Origin of the sequence: Kitasatospora sp. NPDC057223, assembly GCF_042669755.1 — a bacterium.
Lineage (GTDB): Bacteria > Actinomycetota > Actinomycetes > Streptomycetales > Streptomycetaceae > Kitasatospora.
The window spans coordinates 47,988-67,587 of sequence record NZ_JBHUWW010000019.1; the positions used below are offsets into that span (position 1 = coordinate 47,988).

27 protein-coding genes and 2 pseudogenes are annotated in these 19,600 nt (G+C 70.3%); 24 read left to right on the forward strand and 5 right to left on the reverse strand.

Annotated elements, in window-relative coordinates:
- Nucleotides 1–331 precede the first annotated feature (331 nt).
- Together ACFUK0_RS10500 and ACFUK0_RS10505 are read left to right on the forward strand one after the other, a co-directional pair.
- A complete protein-coding gene (locus ACFUK0_RS10500) occupies nucleotides 332–919 on the forward strand; it encodes a hypothetical protein (protein WP_380248300.1) in 588 nt (195 codons plus the stop codon).
- Nucleotides 920–973: 54 nt separating this feature from the next.
- Nucleotides 974–1,138 (forward strand): annotated as a pseudogene (locus tag ACFUK0_RS10505) (IS701 family transposase); the annotation flags it as partial.
- On the opposite strand, the pseudogene ACFUK0_RS10510 reads toward ACFUK0_RS10505, so the two are convergent.
- From ACFUK0_RS10510 to ACFUK0_RS10530, 5 genes and pseudogenes are all read right to left on the reverse strand, one after another.
- A pseudogene (locus ACFUK0_RS10510) lies at nucleotides 1,139–1,264 on the reverse strand (IS5/IS1182 family transposase); the annotation flags it as partial.
- Nucleotides 1,265–1,568: 304 nt separating this feature from the next.
- Nucleotides 1,569–2,315 (reverse strand): GAF domain-containing protein, encoded by a 747-nt coding sequence (locus ACFUK0_RS10515; protein WP_380248302.1) that lies wholly within the window; start codon nucleotides 2,313–2,315, stop codon nucleotides 1,569–1,571.
- A gap of 5 nt (nucleotides 2,316–2,320) precedes the next feature.
- On the reverse strand, nucleotides 2,321–3,049 hold the full coding sequence (locus ACFUK0_RS10520; RefSeq protein ID WP_380248304.1) for a GAF and ANTAR domain-containing protein: 729 nt from the start codon (nucleotides 3,047–3,049) through the stop codon (nucleotides 2,321–2,323).
- Between the two features lie 19 nt (nucleotides 3,050–3,068).
- A complete protein-coding gene (locus tag ACFUK0_RS10525) occupies nucleotides 3,069–3,527 on the reverse strand; it encodes an STAS domain-containing protein (RefSeq protein WP_380248306.1) in 459 nt (152 codons plus the stop codon).
- A 319-nt stretch (nucleotides 3,528–3,846) separates the two neighbouring features.
- Entirely contained in the window at nucleotides 3,847–4,011 is a 165-nt protein-coding gene (locus ACFUK0_RS10530) for a hypothetical protein (protein ID WP_380248308.1), read from the reverse strand.
- Nucleotides 4,012–4,919: 908 nt separating this feature from the next.
- Between ACFUK0_RS10530 and ACFUK0_RS10535 the strand changes: the two genes are divergently transcribed.
- The 22 genes from ACFUK0_RS10535 (at nucleotide 4,920) to ACFUK0_RS10640 (ending at nucleotide 19,590) form a co-directional block, all read left to right on the forward strand.
- The gene (locus ACFUK0_RS10535; protein ID WP_380248310.1) at nucleotides 4,920–5,282 is read left to right on the forward strand and encodes a hypothetical protein; all 363 of its coding nucleotides are present in this window, start codon (nucleotides 4,920–4,922) and stop codon (nucleotides 5,280–5,282) included.
- Between the two features lie 30 nt (nucleotides 5,283–5,312).
- The gene (locus ACFUK0_RS10540; RefSeq protein ID WP_380248312.1) at nucleotides 5,313–6,407 is read left to right on the forward strand and encodes an AAA family ATPase; all 1,095 of its coding nucleotides are present in this window, start codon (nucleotides 5,313–5,315) and stop codon (nucleotides 6,405–6,407) included.
- 305 nt (nucleotides 6,408–6,712) lie between these two features.
- Nucleotides 6,713–7,849: a hypothetical protein gene (locus tag ACFUK0_RS10545; protein ID WP_380248314.1), complete on the forward strand. Its 1,137-nt coding sequence runs from the start codon at nucleotides 6,713–6,715 to the stop codon at nucleotides 7,847–7,849.
- 49 nt (nucleotides 7,850–7,898) lie between these two features.
- Nucleotides 7,899–8,789: a helix-turn-helix domain-containing protein gene (locus ACFUK0_RS10550; RefSeq protein WP_380248316.1), complete on the forward strand. Its 891-nt coding sequence runs from the start codon at nucleotides 7,899–7,901 to the stop codon at nucleotides 8,787–8,789.
- A 96-nt stretch (nucleotides 8,790–8,885) separates the two neighbouring features.
- Nucleotides 8,886–9,293: a hypothetical protein gene (locus tag ACFUK0_RS10555; protein WP_380248318.1), complete on the forward strand. Its 408-nt coding sequence runs from the start codon at nucleotides 8,886–8,888 to the stop codon at nucleotides 9,291–9,293.
- Nucleotides 9,294–9,375: 82 nt separating this feature from the next.
- Complete coding sequence (locus ACFUK0_RS10560) at nucleotides 9,376–9,768, forward strand: hypothetical protein (protein WP_380248320.1); 393 nt, start codon at nucleotides 9,376–9,378, stop codon at nucleotides 9,766–9,768.
- Between the two features lie 43 nt (nucleotides 9,769–9,811).
- Nucleotides 9,812–10,651, forward strand: a complete 840-nt coding sequence (locus ACFUK0_RS10565) for a hypothetical protein (RefSeq protein WP_380248322.1) — start codon at nucleotides 9,812–9,814, stop codon at nucleotides 10,649–10,651.
- The gene (locus ACFUK0_RS10570) at nucleotides 10,644–10,856 is read left to right on the forward strand and encodes a hypothetical protein (protein WP_380248324.1); all 213 of its coding nucleotides are present in this window, start codon (nucleotides 10,644–10,646) and stop codon (nucleotides 10,854–10,856) included. Before ACFUK0_RS10565 ends, ACFUK0_RS10570 begins: the two co-directional genes overlap by 8 nt.
- A gap of 146 nt (nucleotides 10,857–11,002) precedes the next feature.
- Nucleotides 11,003–11,443, forward strand: a complete 441-nt coding sequence (locus ACFUK0_RS10575; protein ID WP_380248326.1) for a hypothetical protein — start codon at nucleotides 11,003–11,005, stop codon at nucleotides 11,441–11,443.
- 58 nt (nucleotides 11,444–11,501) lie between these two features.
- Nucleotides 11,502–11,966 (forward strand): hypothetical protein, encoded by a 465-nt coding sequence (locus ACFUK0_RS10580; RefSeq protein ID WP_380248328.1) that lies wholly within the window; start codon nucleotides 11,502–11,504, stop codon nucleotides 11,964–11,966.
- 236 nt (nucleotides 11,967–12,202) lie between these two features.
- Nucleotides 12,203–13,693 carry a DNA cytosine methyltransferase gene (locus ACFUK0_RS10585; protein WP_380248330.1) on the forward strand — a complete coding sequence of 497 codons (1,491 nt, stop codon included), beginning with the start codon at nucleotides 12,203–12,205 and terminating at the stop codon, nucleotides 13,691–13,693.
- A gap of 298 nt (nucleotides 13,694–13,991) precedes the next feature.
- The gene (locus tag ACFUK0_RS10590) at nucleotides 13,992–14,150 is read left to right on the forward strand and encodes a hypothetical protein (protein ID WP_380248332.1); all 159 of its coding nucleotides are present in this window, start codon (nucleotides 13,992–13,994) and stop codon (nucleotides 14,148–14,150) included.
- A 64-nt stretch (nucleotides 14,151–14,214) separates the two neighbouring features.
- Nucleotides 14,215–14,652, forward strand: coding sequence for a hypothetical protein (locus ACFUK0_RS10595; protein WP_380248334.1), 438 nt, complete (start codon nucleotides 14,215–14,217; stop codon nucleotides 14,650–14,652).
- A gap of 81 nt (nucleotides 14,653–14,733) precedes the next feature.
- Entirely contained in the window at nucleotides 14,734–15,108 is a 375-nt protein-coding gene (locus tag ACFUK0_RS10600; protein WP_380248336.1) for a hypothetical protein, read from the forward strand.
- A 103-nt stretch (nucleotides 15,109–15,211) separates the two neighbouring features.
- Complete coding sequence (locus ACFUK0_RS10605; protein ID WP_380248338.1) at nucleotides 15,212–15,817, forward strand: hypothetical protein; 606 nt, start codon at nucleotides 15,212–15,214, stop codon at nucleotides 15,815–15,817.
- A 141-nt stretch (nucleotides 15,818–15,958) separates the two neighbouring features.
- Nucleotides 15,959–16,084: a hypothetical protein gene (locus ACFUK0_RS10610; protein WP_380248340.1), complete on the forward strand. Its 126-nt coding sequence runs from the start codon at nucleotides 15,959–15,961 to the stop codon at nucleotides 16,082–16,084.
- Between the two features lie 84 nt (nucleotides 16,085–16,168).
- On the forward strand, nucleotides 16,169–16,660 hold the full coding sequence (locus tag ACFUK0_RS10615; RefSeq protein ID WP_380248341.1) for a hypothetical protein: 492 nt from the start codon (nucleotides 16,169–16,171) through the stop codon (nucleotides 16,658–16,660).
- The gene (locus tag ACFUK0_RS10620) at nucleotides 16,657–16,953 is read left to right on the forward strand and encodes a hypothetical protein (protein WP_380248343.1); all 297 of its coding nucleotides are present in this window, start codon (nucleotides 16,657–16,659) and stop codon (nucleotides 16,951–16,953) included. The genes ACFUK0_RS10615 and ACFUK0_RS10620 overlap by 4 nt, the downstream gene beginning before the upstream one ends.
- Before the next feature lie 23 nt (nucleotides 16,954–16,976).
- Nucleotides 16,977–17,249, forward strand: coding sequence for a hypothetical protein (locus ACFUK0_RS10625; protein ID WP_380248345.1), 273 nt, complete (start codon nucleotides 16,977–16,979; stop codon nucleotides 17,247–17,249).
- 73 nt (nucleotides 17,250–17,322) lie between these two features.
- Nucleotides 17,323–18,384: an N-6 DNA methylase gene (locus ACFUK0_RS10630; protein WP_380248347.1), complete on the forward strand. Its 1,062-nt coding sequence runs from the start codon at nucleotides 17,323–17,325 to the stop codon at nucleotides 18,382–18,384.
- Nucleotides 18,385–18,486: 102 nt separating this feature from the next.
- Nucleotides 18,487–18,630 carry a hypothetical protein gene (locus ACFUK0_RS10635; protein ID WP_380248349.1) on the forward strand — a complete coding sequence of 48 codons (144 nt, stop codon included), beginning with the start codon at nucleotides 18,487–18,489 and terminating at the stop codon, nucleotides 18,628–18,630.
- 153 nt (nucleotides 18,631–18,783) lie between these two features.
- Complete coding sequence (locus ACFUK0_RS10640; protein ID WP_380248351.1) at nucleotides 18,784–19,590, forward strand: hypothetical protein; 807 nt, start codon at nucleotides 18,784–18,786, stop codon at nucleotides 19,588–19,590.
- The last annotated feature ends 10 nt before the right edge of the window (nucleotides 19,591–19,600 follow it).

Here is a 19,600-nt window from a genome sequence, read left to right on the forward strand (position 1 = left end):
TACCTGTCGCCGCGGGGGGGGTGGTTGCTGGGTTCCGCCCGCCCCCCGCTGTCCCGGGGGGGGACGGCCGCGCTGCCGTCGTCGTGACCGTGTCGCGTCGGGGCCGTCGGCCCGGACGTCCGGCGTCGCGCCGCCCATGAGTAACCCGCCCCGAGTCCGAGGGGTGCGCTGAAAAGGGTTGCAAGCTCGCGCGGTCCCGGAAAACGGTTAGGCCCCCATCCCGAAGGATGGGGGCCTGACCTCTTGGATTACCCACTTTAGCAGCGATCCGGCGGGTAGCCATCCCGCCACTGGCGCGTAAACTCAATACTCACTGATGTGAGGAGAGAGCATGGCAGGCGCAAGCAGGGCCCCCCTGGTGATCGTCGGAGCGCAGGAATTCGCCGCGGTCTATGACGGGCCGGCGCGCAACACCGCGCAATGGATTCACCGCGGGGCGTTGGACTACAGCGACGCGGTGATCGTCTCGGGCCGGGCCTACTGGCCGCTCGGCGCCGCAGTTGCGTTTGGCGAGCGCACCGAGCGCAAGAAGACCCCCAACATGGGCTACGTGGAACAGCTGGTCGCCGAGCAGGCGCCCGGCCGGAGCGTGAGGACGGCGCTGGCGGTGCGCGCTGCGGACCTGCCACCGATCGTCGGCATCCAGGAGATTCTGGCGCTGACTGGGGAGGACCCGACGAAGGCGAAGCTCGTCACCGACGCGGTGACGAAGGGTGTGTTCCCGGAGCCGGACTGGCGGCTGTCGGGGTCGCCGCTGTGGCTGCTGCCGAACGCACTCGCCGGCTTGGACCGGATGCGGGAGCGCCCGAGGTCACGGCCCCTGGAGGTGATCCCGGAGGTGCTGGCGGCACTGGAGAACGGCACGTACGACGGGCCGGGGTCGCAGATCCTGACGAGGGGCAAGCAGTCGGGGAGCTAGTAGTGCTTTATTAGGTGTCTTGTCACGGTGTGTGTTTGGCAGTTCGCTGGTTGTATGAGGGTTGGGGAGCTTACGGCGTTTCGGGGCCGGTTGGAGAGGTTTGCCGACGAGGTGTTCGCGCCCTTGGTGCGGCGGGATCAGCGGGCCAAGGGCGGGCTGTATCTGCGGGGGCTGCTGTTGGAGAGCCGGTGCAAGTCGATGCAGCCGATGGCCGAGCGGCCCCAGGCCGTGGTCGTTCGGCTCGTCGCCGGCCACTTGCCGGGTGCCGGCCCCGGCCGCGTGCTGGTGGGCGCGCACGGTGGTCGAGTCGACGCTGACCAGCCAGTCGATCTCGCCCGCCGCGTCTGTACGAAGGCAGGAGGCGCCGGGAGAAGCACGGTTGAGCGCGCACGACATCAGGGCATCCGGCGGTGTCGGCCCTCGGGTGACCCGGCTAAGGAGGTTCGTGCGTCGTGGGTGCGGCATGGTGGTCCAGAAATTGCCCTCGACAGCGCGCCTGACCGACGGTGAGACCAGCAGACGGCCAGTCGGTCGGGTGCCGGTCGGTCTGTGGGCGCGCCTTTTGAAGAGTGTTGGCTCCTGCGCCGCCTCTTGGCGATGGTGGGTGGAGTGGTGCGACGGTCGGGGGGCGCGGGCCGGGGCGGGTTGGTCAGTGGCGTGGCTGGGTGGTCGGGTGGGGGATCAGGTCGGTGTCGAAGTCGCCGTCGGCGACCTGGCGTGCGAGGCGTCCGAGTTGGTGGTGATGGGAGCGCGCGTAGGTGCGGAAGGCGGTGAAGGCCTCGTCGACGCTCAGCTGCCAGCGTTCCGCGAGGAGGCCTTTGACCTGTTCCAGTACGACGCGGCTGTTCAGGGCGTACTGGAGCTGGCCGCGTTCGAGTTCGCTGTGGGCCAGGGTGCGTTGTTGCAGGATGGCGATGGTTGCCACGTCCGCCAGGGCCTGGGCGAGGGTGATGTCCTCGGTGCTGAGGGGGGTGGGGTCGGTCTGGAACAGGCCCATGACCCCGATGACGCGCCCGCGCAGGCGCATGGGGATGGCGTTGGTGGACACGAAGCCGGTCTCCTTGGCGGCGTCGGTGAACTGCGGCCAGGCCGCGACGGTTCGCGGGTCGTGGAGGTTGATGTCGGTGCGGGGGACGCCGCTGCGGTAGCAGTCCACGCAGGGGCCCTGGTCGTGCTGCAGGGCGAACAGTTCCAGTACCCGGGTGTGCTCGTCGGAGGCGGCCAGGACTTGCAGGTGGTCGTGCTGGTCGGCCAGCAGGACTCCGACGGCGGCCACTTCCAGGAGCTGCATGCAGCGTTCGGAGAGCTGCTGGAGGAAGTCTATGAGGTCGAAGTCGTCGATCAGGGAGTCGGCGACCTTCACGAAGACCTCGGTGAGCTGCTGTTCGCGGGTCATGGCGATCAGTCCTTGTCTGCGACGGGCGTCGTTGGGCCCTCGCCGTTGCCGCGGTGGTCCAGGCGAAGGCGCCGGCCCACCACGTCCTTGGAGGTGTCGATGATGGAGCGGCCGCTGCTGTAGGCGTGCGCGCGCAGCCGGAGCAGGGCTTGGGGCAGTGGCAGGGACAGTTGGGCGCTGAGCATGCCGGTGGCCTGGTGGACCACGGCGTGCTGGAGGTCGCACAGCGGGTCCGGTTGGTCGAGGCCGCCGCTTGGTGGTTCGTCGCTGTTCAGGAAGCGGGCGGTGAGTGCGGAGGCCAGGACGAGGGCGTCGTCGGCCTGTGCGGGGGTGAGGGGGCCCGGGGTGCGGCGGACGGCGGACAGGACGCCGACCTTGATCGCGCCGATCGCCAGGGGGAAGCAGAACACCGCGCGGGCGGTCAGGGCGGGGGCTTCGACGGCCAGGGCCGGCCAGCGTGCGGTACTGATCAGGGTCAGGTCCGGTACCCAGACCATGGCGCCGGTGCGGACGGCTTCTGGTCCCGGCCCCTCGCCGAGGGTGAGCTGCAGGTCCTCGAACTCCCGTGCCGTGGTGTCGGTGCACCAGAGGAGTTCGGTGACGGTCAGGTCGCTCCCGGTGGCCAGGGACACCGTCAGGCCGTCCACGCCGAGAGCTCCGGTCACGTCCACGGCGATGTCGCTGATCGCCCCGGGGTCGCCCCGGGCCTGGAGCTGTCCGAGGATCGCGGCCATCCGATCGCTGATCACCGGCTCACGCCGCCCGTCCGGGCGCCGCAGGGGGACGGGTGCCTGCGCTCATGCCGGGCCGGGCGAGGGCCAAGTTGTGGAGCACCTCGTCCGTCCCGGTGGTCACTAGGTGGTGGGTCCCGGTCAGGGTGAGGATGCGGTGCAGCATCGGGGGCAGGTTCTCCAGGCGAAGGCGCCCTCCGGCCGCGGCGGCGAGCCAGGTCGCGTCGATGAAGGCGTGCAGGCCGCGGACGTCGCAGAAGGTGAGGGGGGCCAGGTCCAGGTCGATGGTGCCTACGCCTGTGCGCAGGCACTCCCGGACCGCCCGGTCGAGCTGCGGCGCGGTGTCGAGGTCGATCTCGCCGCTGAGGGTGAGTGTCGTGCCGAGCCTGCGGTCGCGTCGGTGGATACTCAGGCCCTGGTCCACAGGCTCGGGGGTCGACGCCGCCGGCAGAGCGGCTACAGCCTGCTTCGTGAGGGACACGTGGACTCCTTGGCCGTCTCGTGCGCGACGCGGCCGGGGTCCGGGGCAGCTGGAACAACACCGCCGAAGCGGTCACTCGGTCATCTGCTGCACTGGGAGCACGGTTGCCCTGGCGCCCGATCATGCCCCGGGCACTCGCGCGGCAACTGGTCCCAGAGTAGGAAGGGAGTGCTCTGTCCTCCACACAGTAGCGCGGCGGATACCGCCGTGGTGACGATCGGGCGGATGTCTTGGCAGGGACGAAGGCGACGGCGGACCGGCCGACACCACGGGTCGCGGCAGTCGGGCACCACGCGGGTCACCCGCGAGAGCCGGCGCTCTAACTCACAGGTCGTCGGCTCCTGACCGAGCGCAAAGTCAGGTAAACCACGTCTGCGATGAGCAGCAGCACTCCGATGGCGAGCAGGTAGAGCATGCCCTCGACGACGATGCCGACGATGCCCAGCGCGATCGCGACGATCACGACCAGGAGGAAGAGGACCATGACGCGCCTCCCGCGTGGAGGGAGATACGGGGGCGGATGCAAGGGGCCGCCCGAGGTTGCCTCTTCCAGGGTGCGTCGATCCGCCCGCAGACGCCAGGAGTGCCGCAGGCCGGTCCGGCTGAGCCCCCTCGGGGCGGTCCGTGGCCTTATCCGGCGTCTGGGCGCGCCTGCCACGCGGGGAAACTCGTCGTGGACCAGCCGTCCGGTCATCGCGCCTCTGTACTGCGTGGCGACGACACCGACGAGCCAGGACCGGATGACTAGGACGCTCCAGATCAGCCTCACCGACCTGCAGGCACTGCGGCGACCTACTCACGCGGCCAACGTCCGCGCGCCCAGTAAAGGGCCCGGCCCTGTAACCCGATGCGGCGGGCGCGGGACCCAGAGTTAGGGCTTGCCTCGTGGATCATGTCCGTGCCCAGATGACGATCCCGCCGCGACGTTGAGGGCTGCTTCGTAGTGAATGGCGAGCTTGGGCGTGCGCAACTCCGGCCTGCACCCGGGCGTCGCCGCCGCCGAAACACGCCTCCAGTGGGCCCACCTCGTCGGCGTGCCGCCAGGGCGCCCCGAATCCATCGCTGTCGAGTGCCGTAACGTTCATGCGGTTCAGGTTGCCGCACTCTAGCTGCACGATAGCTGGCGACGGCCGGTTACGGCGCTGGTCGCGCGGCGGTCCCGGGGCCTTGATCAATCCCTAGTTGACCAACCCCTCTTAAAGAGTATAGAATTTACTCAAGAGGGGGCGATCCGGCCCGCTCATCAGGGCTGGAGTCGCCATGTATGCACGATCGCCTCCCGTCGCCGCTTCGGCGAAGGGCTGGTCGGCTGCCCATTCGGGTGCCGACCTCCGGCTCGACTTGTATGTGGATTCTTCGTAGTATCCCCATCACTACGAGGGGAGAGTCGCGATGACCGCAGTCCTGCAAGAGCAGCTGCCCGGCCTGGGAGCCGTGCGCCGCATCGTCCAGCCATCGGCTGGCACCGCGCGCCAGCAGACCATCCAGGAGCGGTTCGAGCAGTTCCACGCCCTGAACGGCTGGGTGTTCGCCGAGCTGGAGCGGCTGACCGCCGAATGCATCGAGGCGAAGTTCGCCAAGGTCAGCCTCGGCATGCTCTTCGAGCTCATCCGCTACTCCTACGGCCGCGCCACCCTCTCCGCCGACGACTTCGCCCTAAACAACGACTACAGGTCGCGCTACGCCCGCCTGCTCATCGAGCAACACCCAGAGTGGGCAACCTACTTCGAGGTCCGTGCCCTGCGCACGGACTGAGCACCACCATGACCTCTTGGAGAAACACCCGTGCCCCCCAAGCTCAGCTCCCGCAAGCCCACCGGCATCGTCCCCTGGCCGTTCATTCTGGCCGAGGGTGAGGAAGGCGCCGGCAAGTCGTACCAGGCCATCGCGTTCAGCGCGTCCGAGCACATCGGCCAGATGTACGTCATGGATCTGGCCGAAGGCTCCGCCGACGAGTACGCCGGAATCTCCGGCGCCAAGTTCGACGTCATCGTCCACGACGGCTCCTACCAGTCGATCGCCGAACAGGTCGAAGCCGTCTGGTGGGAGGCCCGCCGGGCCGCCACCGCCGGCGAGCCGCCTGTCGTGTTCGTCATGGACTCCGGATCCGCCCTGTGGCGAATGCTGTCGAACTGGACCTACGAGCGAGCCAAGCGCAGCGACCGCAACCGGGCCAAGCTCGCCGAGAACCCCGACGCCACCATCGACATCGGCCGCCACCACTGGAACGACAGCATCGAGCGGTGGAACCGGATCATCCACATGCTCCAGACCATGCCGGGCATCGCGATCATGCTCGCGAGGGGCAAGGAGATCTCGGCCACCGACGGCAACGGGCAGCCGCTCGTCGTCCGGGGCAAGGCCGTGAAGGAGTGGAGGGTCAGCATCCAGAAGGACACCGGGTTCGACTCCACGGTGTGGCTGCGGATGCGCCGAGACAAGCCCACCGAGCTCATCAAGGCCCGCACCCTGAAGTTCCGCGTCGAGAGCGGCAAGCCCCTGCCCCTGCCCAACTTCTCCTACGAGGACCTGATCTTCGACAGGCTCGGCTGCTCCGCGGCTTCCCAGCCCCGCGACATGCCCGAGCTGACCGGCGACCGCACCGGCCCGTGGATGAAGCGCATCGCCGAGGCCACCGACCGCGACGCCTGCGTGGCCCTGTGGAAGGAACTCGACGCGGGCCCTGAGACCGGCCTGTCCGAGTCGGAGTGGAAGGCGGTGCGCCTGACGGTCCAGGCACGGGTGCGGGAGTTGGCCGCGCCGCCGACGACGATCGACGACGAGCCCGGCAGCGACGCCGCCCGGCTGAGGGCTGCCGCCGAGGCGCAGCAGGCCGACGCCGACGCCGAGGTCCTCGGCGAGCCGGCAGCCGCCGCATAGCACCCCCGGCCGGGCCGTCCGAAGACCGGACGGCCCGGCCGGAGGATCCGAGATGCACGCCAACTCTCATGGCAGACAGCCTTGTTGTGCTGGTTCGATCTGCCGCGACCGCTGCGACTGCCGTACCGAGTGCGGCATGCCGCCCGAGGACTGGTGTCCCGGCTGCGCCGGTTGCGTGTGCGTCCCGCTGCGCGACTGCCCGCCCGGTACCTGAACCGCCCGGCACCCACCTCACCGTCCGGGGGCGCGGCCCGTCCTGCCTGGCCGCGTCCCTGTTCGTCACGACCTCTTGGAGCAGTACACCCATGTCCACTCCGACGATCACCGATCCGTCGCCATCCATCTGGGTTGCCGCCGACGCGATCGACCGCGCCCGGCCCCGCTCCCGGCAGCGCCAGCTCGGCGCGTCCGACACCGCGTGCGAGCGCCGCGCCGCCTACAAGTTCCACGGCTGGGAGGCGACCGACCACGTCATCAGCGCCGCCGCGATGCTCGGCACCTACATCCACGAGGGCCTGACGACCGCCGCCCGTAAGGAGTTCGGCTGGCTGGTGGAGAAGAAGGTCGCCGACGCGGCGGTGCGCGGCTCCGTGGACATCGTGCAGCTGGATCGGGTGACGGCCCGGCAGCTGCCCCGCCGGATGCGCCCGAGGGTGGCAGCCGACGAGACCACGGTGGAGGACATCAAGACCCGCACGGTGTACCGGTGGGACGAGACGATCCGCTACGGTGCGACGGCGGCGGAGCTGCGGCAGGTCATGACGTACGCGCGGCTGCTGAACTCCGGCGGCTTCGAGGACGCCGACGGGCAGCGGGTCCTGGCCCGGCTCGGCCCCATCAGGGTCGAGAAGGTCCGGCTCAGGTTCATCTGCAGGGACACCGGTGAGGAGTTCGTCCAGGAGGTCCCGTACGACCCGGAGATCGCCGAAGAGGCCGTGTGGTGGCTCCAGCGCGTGGCCGAGACCGAGCACCCCGAGCAGGCCCGCCGGGACTTCCTCGGCCCCGGCATCGACGCCGCCTGCGATTTCTGCCCTTTCGCCACGGCCTGCTGGGGCGCGCCGGCGGACGGCCGGCCGGTGCAGGCCAACCTCGTCCATGACGACGAGGATGTGGCCGCGCACCTGGCCGACTACGTCGCCGCGCACCGGCAGTGGGCCGAGGCGGACAAGAAGAAGACGTTCGCCCGCAAGGCGGTGGATGCCTCCGAGGCAGGCCGGTACGGGGCCAACATGCTCGGCTGGGCGGGGAAGGAGAAGAAGGAGGAGCAGCCCGACGTTCGCGCGATGATCGAACTCTTCGACACGCTCGGCGCACCGATCCCGACCGTTCCGGACGAGGCCCGCATGGTGAAGGCGCTGATGGCGGCGGGCATCGCCGTTCCGATGCGCACCGTTGTCAAGCGTTCCCCTCGGCGTATCGACGTGCGCGCGGCACGCGAGTGAGCGCGGCCAGCCAGCCGCACCGCACCCGCCGCCGAGAGAGGGCCCGCGCATGTCGATCTACCTGATGCTGGTCGCCGCCTACCTGCCGCCGGAGGTGGTCAGCAACCCGGCGGAGAAGCTGGCTCTGATGAAGCTCGGCGACTCCGCCGACGACGAGACCCGGCTTGCCCGGCCCGGAGTCCGCCGGCTGGCCGCGTGGGCGGGGGTGGGGGAGAAGCGCGCCATCACGCTGGTGACGGCTCTGGTGAAGAAGGGCCTCGTGGAGCGGGTGGAGGTTGGCAAGCCGGGCCGTGCCGCTGTGTACCGGGTCTTCCCGGCCGGGGTGCCGCGCATCCCTGACTCGGAGGAGCTGGAGGCCCGGTCCAAGGCTGCCGCAGAGGGCCCGCGCAACAAGCGGCTCGCCCGTGAGGGCGTCGTGCGGGCCAAGCCGACCGCCCCCGCCCGCAAGAAGAGGGAGGAGTCCGCGAAGGCACCGGCCGGGCGTGGGTTCCCGATGGGGAACCCACCGAAAACCTCGGAGCAGGTTCCCGATGGGGAACCCACCAGGTTCCCTTCTGGTAACCCTGCAGGTTCCCATCTGGTAACCCCGTCTGTTCCTGATTCAGTTCCTCAGTCAGTACCTTCCCCCCAACCCCCCACGGCTGACGCCGCAGGGGGCGAGTCGGAGCAGGCTGGAGGGGTGCCGTGCAGTAGGCACCGCAAGGTCGCCCGGAACTGCCGGGGGTGCGGGACCAGCGCCCGCGCCGAGCGTGAGCGGCGGGCCGAGGCCCGGCGGGAGTCGGAGCGGCTGGCCGAGCAGGCTCGGACGGCGGAGCTCCTTCGGGAGGGACGCGAGGCACGCGAGAGCGTCGAGGCGAACCCGCAAGGGGTCGAAGCGGCTCGCGCGGCGGCGAAGCGCCTAGCGCGTGAAGGGCGCGAACGGGGCAAATATCACGAATAGGTGACGAATCATCCGAAACTTGCGCCCCCATCTTCATGAGTATAGAATTTACTCAAGAGGTGAGGGAGAGACCCCACCGAACAGGAGGAAACCGAGATGCTGCCCGCGCTCACCAGTCGCACGGTCGACAACCGCACCACTCTGGTCCTCGACTACACCTCCTTCCTCGACCCGCTGATCCGCGCCATCGCCACCGAGCGCACTGAGGATGAGCAGGTCGACAGGGATCTTGACCACATCGCCGACCTCGCCTCCATCGCCGCCGGCATCGAAGACGTCGACGACCGCGAGCCCGTCGCCGCTGAACTCGGCTTCCGTGTCGACCAGTTCCTCGACGTCCTCGGACACGCCCGCCACGAACTGGCCACCGAGCCCCGCCCCTGGGCACTCGGCTCCGCCCGATCCCTTGCGGCCCAGCTCCACGGCATGGCCGACCGCATTAACGAGTGGGCCGACAGGCTCGCCGCCCAACCCGAGCCCGAGGCTCAGCCCGCCGCCGCCTGACCCGCTTCTCCGGATCGGGCACCATCCGACCCAGAGAAGCATGTGGATTCAAAACATCAACGACCGTATGAATGGAGGCGATATGACTTACGCCACCCCCCTCAACCCCGCTTACACCCCCTTCGCCGAAGTCGCCCGATTCCGGGGCGTCGCCTTCCACGTCGGAGCCAACCGGCACGGCTACTTCCTGTGCCTGCACCTCCCGGACGGCCCGACCCTCGAACTCGGTGGCGACGGCGTAGGCGGAGCAGCAGCCCAGAAGCCCGGAGGCGCCACCGGCTTCACCCTCCGGCGGGCCCTCCCCGACGGCCAGGTGAACCGTATCTACGACTCCACCCTCCTCGGCCCCCATCACGCCAACGGCACCAACCCCGCCCCCCTCCTCGCCATCCTCGACCGATTCCTCCCCCCGCCCCCGCCCCTGCCCCCCTCGACCCCGCGCACGGCCCGTCAGGGCCTCCTGCGCCTCACCTGACCACCGACATCAAACGACCAGCCACGACCTCTTGGAGCTCCCGGTGCGACTTGCCCCGCTGCCCGACCACAACCGCACCAGCGACCCCGTCTGGAAGGCGATGTACGACCAGTACGAGCCGCTGATCACCCCGCTGCGCCGCCGCCAGCTGATCACCGACATCGACGACTGCGGCGGATCCACCGTCATCTACGCCCAGCTTCCCGACGGAACCCACCTGACGATCGGCGCCGGCGCCGAGGCCGGCAGCCTGCCCAACAGCATGGACAGCGTCACCTCCTGGCTCGTCACCCGCGACAGTGATGACAGCCCCACCGTCCACGACGTCGTCTACGACTCCACCCCCGACCCGCGCAACTACTACGGTCGCAACGGGGCGTTCGTGGCCCCGCTCCTCATCGCCGTGGACGCCTTCCTCGACATCCGGAGCATGCCCGGCGCCGCGAGCGACCACCGGGCCGTCGTCACCGTCACCACCGTCCACGAGACCGGCCCCGCTGGCTTCGCCACCACTCCGGCGTACCCGCACGCCAACGGAGCCGCCGACAAGCACACCGTAATCTTGTCCGCCCTCATCGAGGACGGCCTCACCGTCGCCCACCAGTACGGCGCCAGCCCCTGGCGGCAGCACGTCCTCGTCGCCGGAGACCGGATCGAGGTCCTGACCACCACTCTCGCCGAACTCGTCCCCGGCAGCCGCGCCGACCTCGCGTGCTACTGCCGCTTCGCCCACCCGCAGAACCCGGAAGAGGACGCGCGCCTGCACGCCGAGGTCGAGAGTGCGCTCAGCATCGGTGACGCCCAAGGCGTGTACATCGGCATGTTCCGGCTCGCGACCGCGTCCACCTGCCCGGCCCGCCCGAAGGCCACCGACCGTGTCTGAGCAGACCCCTGCCGAGCAGCCCGACCCCGCGACCGGCGAACAGGCCCGCCGCGCCCTCGACGGCCTGCCCCTGCTCTGGGTCGGCCCGCAGTGTCCTCCCGACTGGTCGTCCGCCGGACCGCGGCGCACCGTCGCGGACCTACTCGGCCACCTCGACCTGAGCGCCACCTGCGCCTACAGCAAGCGGGAGAACGACCAGCCGTGAACGCTCTCGAAGTCCTCTCCCTCGCGCTGGCTGTCATCGCTTTCGCCATCGGCGCCGCCGCGCTCCTCGGAGCGGTCCGCTCCACCGCCAAGGCACGCCGGCGGCGCTGACCGCCGCCCATCACCAACTACTGAAGGAGGCCCGCGATGGGCCGAGTACTGACCCTTGAAGGTGGCAGCCCCGCCGCCCACTACTTCTTCGACCACTTCAACTTCGAAGCCGTCGTCCGCGCCATGGAAGGACTAGGCATGATCCAGGACCTCAACATCCTCGACCTGGCCCGCGTCGCGTTCCACCGGGCGTTCCCCGGGCATCTGCCCGACCGGCCCGGCCCCACCTCTGTGCACGCCGCCATGGAAGCTCTGCGCGCAGTCGGCGCGGCCGACCCGACGGGCATCCCGCGGCACAAGCTCGGCACGGCCGAGGGCTGGCTGATCACCCCCGGGGAGATCACCGCCGCGCTGGCCGCCTACCACCAGGCCGACCCCGAGCGGCGGGACGCGGTCGCCGGCCGCATCGACGAGTGGGCCACCTGGATCGGCTTCCTCCACGCCGCCGGAGACCACGGCGGCCTGCGCAGCACCTGACCGCACCGCCCGGGCCGCAGCGAGCGGCCCGGGCCACGAACCGCCACGAGGAGCCCCGATGGGTACCCAGTTCTACATCGAGACCGACGCCGACACCTTCAGCGACTACTACGTGGAGAGCGCGGGCGGCGTGGCCGACCTGCTCACCCAGCTGCGCGAGTTCGGCATGCTCGCCGACGCGAAGCCGCCCCACCGCCCCTACCTCGCAGAGTTCGGCCTGACGCCCGACGACTTCGACGGCCCGGTCAGCGACGGGAAGATCAAGCCCGAGAAGGCCGAAACCTTCGCCGCGGCGCAGCAGGCAGTACAGGACCGCCTGGACCGCCACGACCCGGCCACCACCGGCATTCCCCACTACAAGGCCGCCTTCAACGAGGGCTTCCTGATCACGCCCGCCGCGCTCGCCGCCTACCACTCCCGCCCTGCCGACCAGCGTCGCGAAGCCGAGCAGTCCGGCTACCGCTGGGCGGAGTGGATCGCCTTCCTGTGCAGGGCCGCCACTGCCGGCATCCGCGTCTACTGACCACCCGGAATGCATGTGGATGCTTAATGCATTCGACCTGACCTCTTGGATTTCCGATGAACCGCGATACCCCGCCCGAAGGCCCACCGCGCCCGCTCCGCCTGATCACGGCCGCCAGCCACTGGCCCCTCATGCCCGGCCAGTACCGGCCGACCCCGCCCGCCGATCCCGCCACCGCACCCCTCCCGGCCGGCCACAACCCGGCCGCCGACCCCGAGAACCGATAGGAGCCCACGATGTCCGTATCCGTGATCGACTTCTTGTGCGGCGCCGGAGGGTCCAGCACGGGCCTGGTCGAAGCCGGGATGGAACTCAAACTCGGCGTCAACCACTGGAAGTTGGCCCTCGCCACCCACGCCGCGAACCATCCCCTCGCGGACCACCTGCGCATCGACGTGTCCGCGATGCCGATGCGCTACCTGCCGAAGGCGGACGTGCTGTGGGCGTCGGTGATCTGCACCGAGATCAGCCCTGCCGGCGGCCGCCGCCGCGAGAGCGCGCAGCTCGACCTCCTCGACGGCGACGACGACTTCAAGGCGTTGCCGAGCGACGCCTTCGAGCGGACCCGCGTCACCGCCTGGTGCGTCGTGCGGGCCGCCGAGGTCCACAAGTTCAAGGCGATCGTCGTCGAGAACGTGTTGGAGTTCGCGACCGACTGGCTGCTGTTCCCGCAGTGGATCGCCGCGATGAAGGCCCTCGGCTACAACTATCAGGTCAGCTCGGTCAGTTCGGCGCACATCGGCGACGAGGACAACCTGCGGGCGCCGCAGTGGCGCGACAGGATTTACATCTGCTTCACCCGCCGCGGCATGCGCAAGCCCAACCTGACCCCGTCCCCGGCCGCGTGGTGCTTCGGCTGCGCCGAGCAGGTCGCCGCCGTCCAGACCTGGCGCGACCCGACGGTGACGATCGGCAAGTACGCCAAGCAGTACGACTACAGGTGCCCCAACACGCGGTGCAGTCACGCCCTGGTGGAGCCGTGGGTGCGCCCCGCGTCCGCCGCGATCGACTGGAGCGACCTCGGTCAGCGGATCGGCTCCCGCAGTAAGAAGCTCGCCGACGCCACGATGCGGCGCATCGAAGCCGGACTCGTCAAGTTCCCCCACCAGCCGCACTCGATCACCCTCACCCACGGCAAGGACGGCGGGGACCGGGCCTACGCCGTCGCCGAACGCCCGATGCCGACCCGCTCCACGAAGCAGGGCGAAGCGTTGATCGTGCCGACCGGCGGCTCGTGGAACACCGACCCATACCAGGCCGACCAGCCGCTGCGGACCCGCACCACCCGCGAGTCCGAAGCCATCGTCACCCCGGCCCCCTACATCGTCGAGTTCCGCAACAACGCCTCCACCTCCCCGATCCACGCCCCGATTTCCACGGTCAGCGCGCAGGGCAACCACCACGGCCTTGTCCTGCCGGGCGGCCACGTCGACCCGCGCGACCGCAACACGCTGGTGATCCCTTACCGCAAGAGCACCGCCAAGCACGCCGGATACCCACTCCACACCCTGTCCACCCGGGACTCCGCCGCCGTCCTCGTCACCGCGGACGCGGTCGCGGACTGCTGGTTCCGCATGCTCAAGCCCAAGGAGCAGCTGGCCGGCCAGCGGTTCCCCGGCGACTACATCGTGCTCGGCACCGGCGCCGAGCAGACCATGCAAGCCGGCAACGCCGTGTCCGTGAACGTGGCGAAGTGGATCGGCCGCCAGCTCATGGAGGTCCTGTGACCTCCCCCGGGAGCCCGACCGTACAGGAAGCAGGCACGGCGCTGGGCTTCCCACCCGGGTACGCGGTCCAGCGCGCCGCACGGCCGCCGCATCCCGGCGACGTCGATGACGAACACGGCCTGAGGCAGCTCGGCAACGAGGTCACGCCAGTCGTAGCCCGGTGGATGAACTCGGCTTCGCAGGAACGAACATGACCGGCCTCCGACGGTGGCGACCGGCCCGCCCGCGCCGACGCGACAGTGCCGAGTCCACCTCCGTCCGCCATTGCCGGTGGCGACTGCGCCTGACTCCCGGCCCTGTGCGTGCCGTCCTCCTCACGCAGACCCCCGACCCGCGATGCCGGTACTGCGACGGCGAAGGCAGCTGGCAGGACTGGCCGCGCCGCACCCGCTTCATCACCTGCACCTGCTGGGACCCGACCCGCAACCGCGTCCTCCTGCGGCTCTGCCGCCCCTGACCACCTGCCCCCGCCCGGGCCCCGGCCGCAGCCGGGGCGCGGCAACACCGATAAGGCCACCACCGTGTTCACCGCCCTGCCCGACACCGACACCTTCCTGCCCGGCTGCTACCGCGACCTGCGATTCTCTCCCGCCGAAGGCACCTGGAAAGACTCGAAGACCCTCTCCGACCTGTGCATGCCCGTCCTGGGCACCTGCACGCCCTGCCCCGTTCGGGCGCAGTGCATCCGCCAGGTCCAGCCCCACCCGAAGCGGTTCGACGGAGTGTGCGGCGGCCGGCTGTGGCTCGACGGCAAGGTCATCGCCATTGCCGACGGCGTGGACGACGATGACCTGCCGCTGCCCGGCAAGCCCCGCACGCTGTGCGGCACGACCGGCGGAATCGCCCAGCACCAGGACCGCGGCGAGCAGCAGTGCCGGACCTGTGCCGCCTTCGCCGAGGCCGAAGCCGAACGCGCAGCCACAGAAGCCGAGACCTCCGAACTGTCCGTTGCGGCCTGACCGCCGAGCACCCCGAGGCCGATCCCCGCCGACACCCGCCGGCCTGCCGACCTCCAACAACTACCAGACAGGGAAAAGAAGTTGCCCTACGAACCGACCCTCAACGACATGGCGCGGCAAGCGTGGCAGGGCAAGCAGGACTCCCGCGACCCCCACGCGAAGGCCCGCGCCGACGAGTCCGTCTTCCTCGCCCAGGACGTCGCCACCCAGATCCTTGGCTTCGACGCCGCTGACCAGCTCGCGTGGCGGGCGGACCCGTGCGCCGGCGGTGAAGTGAATGCCGCCCGTGCCGACCTGCCGGACACCCCCGGCTGGTACCTGCGCTGGGCGCTGGGCCCTGAACACGGCGGCTCAGTCCTGATCCTGCACCGGCCGTGCGCCGAAGGCGGACACCGCACCCGCATCCGCAGCCTCGCAGGACTCGGCGCGCACCTGACCAAGCTCACCGACCGCTGACCGGCCGCCGCCGTAGGCGGAAGTGAACAGAACGCCGACGAACGAACGCGCGGCGGCCCGGATGGGGCCGGGCCGCCGCGCACCGCGACACGAGAAGGACGACATGACCTGCACCACCACACCAGAACCGCCCCACCGGCGCCCCGTACCGCTGGTGATCGGCCTGGACCTCTCCCTGGTCTCCACCGGCATCGCGGGCGTCGACTGGGCCGACGCACTTCGCCCCAAATCCGGGCTGCGCGGGCACGCCCGCCTCGACTGGCACCTTCGGGAGATCAGGGAACGCACTCGCGCCGCCGACCTCGTCGTGGTCGAGGGCGCGGCGTACGGCCACGGCGCACAGGCCGGTCACCACGAACTGGCCGGGCTGTGGTGGCACGTCACCCAGATGCTGTGGCGGCGCGGCACCCCGTACGCCCAGGTGCCGCCCGTCCAGCGGATCATCTACACGTGCGGCGTCGCCAACCCCGCCAAGGAGCATCCGGCGAACGTCCGCGCGCGCGTTACCAAAGGGATGGTGCGTGATGCCGTAGCCGAGCGGTACGGGCTTGAGTGCGACGGTGCGGGCCGCTACGACAAGGCGGACGCCGCGGTGCTGGCCCTGATGGGTCGCGACTGGCTCGGCCTGCCGGTCGTCGAGGTGCCCGAGACGCACCGGCGCGCGCTGGCCGGGGTGGCGTGGCCCGTCCCCGTGCAGCCGACACTGTGACCTGCGCTGCTGGCGTTGTCCACCAGCGAAGACGTGCCCCACCGGACTGGCTCCCCTTCCTCTTTTGAGTATAGAATTTACTCATAAGGGGAAGGGGCATCGGGCCCGCGATGCCCAAGTAGCACCCGAGAGGCCAGCATCATGATCATCACCACCACGACCGCCAGTGCCGTGTTCACCACCGCCGCGACCGCCACCCACTGGAAGGCGACGAACCTCGGCCTGACGACCCACGTCAACCACGGCGGTGCCCGCGTGCAGGCGTAACTCGACGCGAACCACCTGCTGTCCGGCCGCCCTGCCGATCCGTGCAGCCGATGGACCGCAGTCTTCGACTCCGAGGACATGATCGTGTCCATCACGATCGCCAGCGGAGATGCCGCCGAGAGCAACGAGAACCACCTTCGGCACGTCCGGGAGCACGCCGGCACGGTCGTCGAACTCGAAGCCCCCGACCTCTACACCGCCTTCGACCGGCTCCTCGTGCACAGAGAGGGGGCCGGCCGCGGCGACCGCGACGCGAACGCCACCCGGCGCGAGCGCCCCGCCGACCCGTACCGCCAGTGGACGGCCGTCCTCGACTCCGACGACTTGCTCGTCTCCATCGCGTTGGCCACCGGAGGAGAGGACGTGGAGGAGCACTTCCAGTACGAGCAGCAGTACAACGGCACGGTCATCACCCTCTCCGCCGCTGACCTGAACACCGCGTTCGCTCAACTCCTCTCCCGCATTCGGGAGGCCGAGGACGCGGGCAACGACCTCGCCGACCGATTCGCCGCCGCGCAGGCCGGCAGGGCCGCCGCCCTCGCCGTCACCGACAACGCCCGGGGGGCGGGCCGGTGAGCGCCGCCCTGGACGCGGCCCTGAGCGCCACCGCGAAACGCCTGCACGTCCAGCCACACATCGACCGAGCGGCCCGCGAAGCCCTGCTCGCCGTCATCACCACGGCCTACGACCACCGGCCTGCGGCGATGCGCGACCTCACCCGCGACGAGCACCGTGCCGGGCTGAGCGACGGCGCCCTGACGGCCCTGTACGCCCACTGCGCGCTGACCCTCAGCGGCCAGTACGGGCGCGCCGCCGCCCACCTCCTGCACACCCTCCACACCTGGGCCCCGCGCACCGCAGCGGCCTGAACAGACCGGGAAGGACGACCGGCATGGCCAGCATGGGCGGAGCCCCCGGCGACTACGCCCGGGGCCGCAGCCTCTTTCACGACGGGCCCGGCCTCGGCGACGCCATGCCCGGCCTGGAGACCCAGATCACCGAGGCCGCCGAGTACCTGAACATCCACGACCACAACCGGGCGATAGCCGCGACTCTCGCCATCGCCAGCCGCCTCGCGGCCGGCGGCGGCTGCACCAAGAGGTTCGCCAAGCAGATCGCCCGGCACCTCGTGGAGACCGAAGCCCAGTGCCTCGCCGCCCGCTGACCCACAGCGACACCCGACCCCCGGCCCGGCCGGCCAGGCCTTTCCACGCCCAGAACTCCGCAAGGACGATCCGATGCCGCAGCAGCTCAACATCTTCGCCCAGCAGCCAGACGACGAAGACGACGACCGGTTCTTCCGGCCGCCGGGAGAACCGGCCCGCCCGCGCCTGACCTCCGTGCCGGACGTCACCGCCCGAACCGAACCGCCCACAGCCGCGCCCAAGCCGACGGCCCGCCGTTACCCCGTCCCGCGAGGTACCCACCCGCACAAGGTCGCCCAACGCATCGCCGAGATGGTCGTCGACACCTGGCACCGCAACCACGGCGGCGGGCGGATGGACATACCGGTCGGCGTGGTCGCAGCCCTGTCACTCTGGCCGGTGAAGGGACCCGACGCGCCACTGCAAGCCGACTGGATTCTCGGCCTGGACGCCAAGGACCTCGTCCAGCTGCTCCGCGAGTGCTGGGCGTACTGGTGGATGCGCCGTCCCGACCTCGTCAACCGTGCCGCGCCGATCGCCAGATGGGCGGAGGAGGACCTGAGCGACCACCACCTCGACTGCGTCAGGGCGGTGGCCCGCGCTGCGATCACCAACGGCTTGCTGACCGTCACCGGCTCCAGCGACCCGGGCGACCTGGCCGAGTGCGACCTGATGTCGTGGGTGATCACCGGCCTGCGCAGCCGGGCGGACCGCAACTGGCTGGGGGAGTTCCACACCCCGCCCGAGATCTGCGACCTGATGGCCAGGATGCAGCTGGGTGACTGCTCCGACATCGGCCCCGGCTACTCGGTGTTGGAGCCGACCGCCGGCACGGGCGGAATGGTCCGGTCGGTGGCTCAGGCGATGCGTGAGCGCCAGATCGACCCGGCACAGTGCCGCTGGCACCTGGTGGAGCTGGACCCGATCTCGGCAGCCGGAGCGGCGGTGAACATGATGCTCTGGGGCATGGGGCCGCACACCACGGTGTGGTGCGGCAGCAGCCTCGCGCCGGTGGACACCGCGAAGCTCGCGCTGGAGGAGAAGGCCGAGCTGTTCGAGCTGCGTGACCGGGTGGAGGCCAGCTGGGCGACGGCGTACGCGATCCGCAGGACCGAGCAGTTGATCGCGGGTGTGGTGGCGGAGAAGGTGGCGTGAGGAAGGCAGCATGGCCGCTCCGGAGTTGACCCATCAAATGAATGAGTATAGAATTTACCTATAAGGAAGAAGGGGAAGCCCCCACCGATGAGAGGAGACGCCATGTCCATCGCGACCATCAACCGGCCGACCGACCGGCCCGCCAAGGTCACCCGCAACGTCGGCGGGGCTCGATTCGCCGCCGCCGCCCACATCCTCTATGTCCTCGGATGCGACTGCGACCCCGAGTGCCGGGCGACCCGATAGTCCGGCCGGGGCCCGCCGCCCCGACTGTCGAGCCCAGCCCCTGAGTACGACCCGCCTGTCGGTGCACCCTACCCCAAGCGAGTATAGAAATTACTCATTTGGAGGGGTGTCCCGCCGCCCACACCCGGGCGGCCCCACCAAGGAGCAACCAGCGTGATCGTCACCGCCAGCACCCTCGAAGCCACCGCCCCCCGACTTGCCGAACTCCTCGGCACCTACTCCCACAGCCCCCAGAGCAGTGACGACCGCTCCGTCCTGCGCCTCACCAACCCGGACGGCTACACCATCGGAGCCCGGGCCCGCGTCGACGGCACCACCCTCCAACTCTGGATCACCGCCCCCGGTACCAAAGCCGAGAAGATCCCGCGCGGCCTGCAGCCCCTCCAGCCCGGCTGCAACTACCACACCATCCTGAAGCTCGCCGGACTGGACGGCGACCTCGGCCACACGATCTACGCGGCCGTTGCAGAGCGCCTCCTCCCCGCCATCACGGTCAAGCCGAAGTACGTCGGCCACCGGCCCTGGGAGCAGCACCCCGACCCGGCGCAGAGCACCACCGACTCCGCCGCCGAGCCGGTCGCGGTGGATGAGCCGGCGGTCGAGCCCGCCGAGCCGGTCGAGCCCGCCGAGCCGGTCGAGCCCGCCGAAGCGAGCAGCGGCGCGCCGGACACCGACGGAGCCGACGCCCACGACGGCGAGACCCAGAAGACTCCCCGCCCTGCACGGAAGCGGACCGCCGCCGAGAAGGCTGCGCCCGCCAGCGCGAAGCCCGCCCGGACCCGCGCCGCCACCAAGAAGGCGGCAATTCCCACACCTGCGGCCCCCGGCACCAAGGCGACCCGTACCGCCGCGAAGAAGACGGCCGCCCCCGCCGAGTCCGCGAAGCCCGCCCGGACCCGTAAGGCGTCCGCCAGCCCGGCCAAGCCCCGCAGCCGACGCGCCGCCACCGAAACCGCCTGACCAGCCCACC

Excerpts from the sequence above, each read along its gene's own strand:
- ACFUK0_RS10500 (WP_380248300.1), top strand. The coding sequence starts at position 332 with ATGGCAGGCGCAAGCAGGGCCCCCCTGGTGATCGTCGGAGCGCAGGAA.
- ACFUK0_RS10515 (WP_380248302.1), bottom strand. The coding sequence starts at position 2,315 with ATGACCCGCGAACAGCAGCTCACCGAGGTCTTCGTGAAGGTCGCCGAC.
- ACFUK0_RS10520 (WP_380248304.1), bottom strand. The coding sequence starts at position 3,049 with ATGGCCGCGATCCTCGGACAGCTCCAGGCCCGGGGCGACCCCGGGGCG.
- ACFUK0_RS10530 (WP_380248308.1), bottom strand. The coding sequence starts at position 4,011 with ATGGTCCTCTTCCTCCTGGTCGTGATCGTCGCGATCGCGCTGGGCATC.
- ACFUK0_RS10535 (WP_380248310.1), top strand. The coding sequence starts at position 4,920 with ATGACCGCAGTCCTGCAAGAGCAGCTGCCCGGCCTGGGAGCCGTGCGC.
- ACFUK0_RS10545 (WP_380248314.1), top strand. The coding sequence starts at position 6,713 with ATGTCCACTCCGACGATCACCGATCCGTCGCCATCCATCTGGGTTGCC.
- ACFUK0_RS10550 (WP_380248316.1), top strand. The coding sequence starts at position 7,899 with ATGTCGATCTACCTGATGCTGGTCGCCGCCTACCTGCCGCCGGAGGTG.
- ACFUK0_RS10555 (WP_380248318.1), top strand. The coding sequence starts at position 8,886 with ATGCTGCCCGCGCTCACCAGTCGCACGGTCGACAACCGCACCACTCTG.
- ACFUK0_RS10560 (WP_380248320.1), top strand. The coding sequence starts at position 9,376 with ATGACTTACGCCACCCCCCTCAACCCCGCTTACACCCCCTTCGCCGAA.
- ACFUK0_RS10575 (WP_380248326.1), top strand. The coding sequence starts at position 11,003 with ATGGGCCGAGTACTGACCCTTGAAGGTGGCAGCCCCGCCGCCCACTAC.
- ACFUK0_RS10580 (WP_380248328.1), top strand. The coding sequence starts at position 11,502 with ATGGGTACCCAGTTCTACATCGAGACCGACGCCGACACCTTCAGCGAC.
- ACFUK0_RS10585 (WP_380248330.1), top strand. The coding sequence starts at position 12,203 with ATGTCCGTATCCGTGATCGACTTCTTGTGCGGCGCCGGAGGGTCCAGC.
- ACFUK0_RS10605 (WP_380248338.1), top strand. The coding sequence starts at position 15,212 with ATGACCTGCACCACCACACCAGAACCGCCCCACCGGCGCCCCGTACCG.
- ACFUK0_RS10610 (WP_380248340.1), top strand. The coding sequence starts at position 15,959 with ATGATCATCACCACCACGACCGCCAGTGCCGTGTTCACCACCGCCGCG.
- ACFUK0_RS10625 (WP_380248345.1), top strand. The coding sequence starts at position 16,977 with ATGGCCAGCATGGGCGGAGCCCCCGGCGACTACGCCCGGGGCCGCAGC.
- ACFUK0_RS10630 (WP_380248347.1), top strand. The coding sequence starts at position 17,323 with ATGCCGCAGCAGCTCAACATCTTCGCCCAGCAGCCAGACGACGAAGAC.
- ACFUK0_RS10635 (WP_380248349.1), top strand. The coding sequence starts at position 18,487 with ATGTCCATCGCGACCATCAACCGGCCGACCGACCGGCCCGCCAAGGTC.